This is a genomic window from Flavobacterium aquariorum, assembly GCF_003254745.1.
Taxonomy (GTDB): Bacteria; Bacteroidota; Bacteroidia; order Flavobacteriales; family Flavobacteriaceae; genus Flavobacterium; species Flavobacterium aquariorum.
The window spans coordinates 1-1,358 of sequence record NZ_QKXH01000024.1; the positions used below are offsets into that span (position 1 = coordinate 1).

General features: G+C 29.6%; 1 protein-coding gene. It reads right to left on the minus strand.

Translation table 11 applies throughout. From position 1 onward, the window contains the following. Positions 1-156: 156 nt before the first annotated feature. On the minus strand, positions 157-1,308 hold the full coding sequence (locus DOS84_RS18815; RefSeq protein ID WP_111411648.1) for a hypothetical protein: 1,152 nt from the start codon (positions 1,306-1,308) through the stop codon (positions 157-159). Between the last annotated feature and the right edge of the window lie 50 nt (positions 1,309-1,358).

Here is a 1,358-nt window from a genome sequence, read left to right on the forward strand (position 1 = left end):
AACGTTCTCGCGCTACAAGCAGTTTGGGATTAAATTAAGCCTTATCTTTCGGATTTGCCAAATCTTCCAAATACAAACCAATTTTTCCATTAAGCCAAATACCCAAATTGCTTGTAGCGTGTGTTACCAGCTGTACATATTTTGATTGCCAATTTTTCAGTTTGGATTATCAAAATTCACAATATAGTCAATAACTAATTTATCTACCTTTTCATAAGGCATTCCAAATAATTTTTCTAAAACTGATTTGAAATTTGTATCAGTAGAATTATATAATTCCCAAATTCCTTTTTTTTCATATTTTTCATATACTAATTTACAAATTACGCCACCTGTGACATATAAAATTGAATTGTCAAATTCATTTCTAATTTTAAAAGTCATAATGTCTTCTAAAGAAACTTTATCTTTTTTTCTAAATGTTTTTGTTGTCTTTATCAGAGCTTGGTCGAATGTTTCATTCATACTTGGTCCTGCAAGCCATGTTGCCAATCCTTCATTAATAATCATTGGACAGTATGAAACATTGTCTTTTGGAAGTGGAAATAAAAGATGGACAAATTCATGAGGGAAATTTGCATTCCCATAGGTAGTAAAAATCTCTTTAAGAGGCTTAATTGTTTGACCTCCCAAATAGGAAGTCCAATATTCAAAATTATATAACTTGCCCATTTCATCAGAATTTGGCAGAAGATAATAGGTAAATGGTTCTGTCTGTATATTAAATTGTTTTGAAATTTTTTCACAAAAAGCAATTGCTTTTTGGGCATCTTTCGTATTCAAGGTACAATTGGGATGGACTATGTATGTTATGAATTTAAATTTATAGGTTTTCCAATTTCGGGTGTCATAAGAAATTACGTTTTCTAATTTAAACAAACCTTTGCTGTCCCTAACTGCATATAGTTTGGTTATGTAATCTGGGTTAAATCCTTTATCGTCGGCATCAGGACATTCTTTGGTGAAAATGGTTTTGATTTGATATCTATTTGTTCCAATGCTGTCAATTTGTAAAATTTTTGGTTTATAGGAATTAAAATACTTTTTAGCATTAGCATAATAAAACATTTTATTAGCGCTTCTGTCAATTCTTAAATCTTTACCTTTTAAATACTTTTTGGCTTCTTGTTCATTCCAATTCGGATTTTGGTAAATACTGTCAGGTCTAGAATTCAGATAGTTTTTATATAAATTATACACTTGCTTTGTTGTCGTTTTGGAAGTGTCTACTCTTGCTGAGATATCAGGAATTGTATTTTGAGAATAGGTATTTAAAGAAATAAATATTAAAAGAATCAGTAACTTCATTTTAAAATGATTTTTTTTTGGTTAAGTCTGTGATTGTATAGCTGGTAACG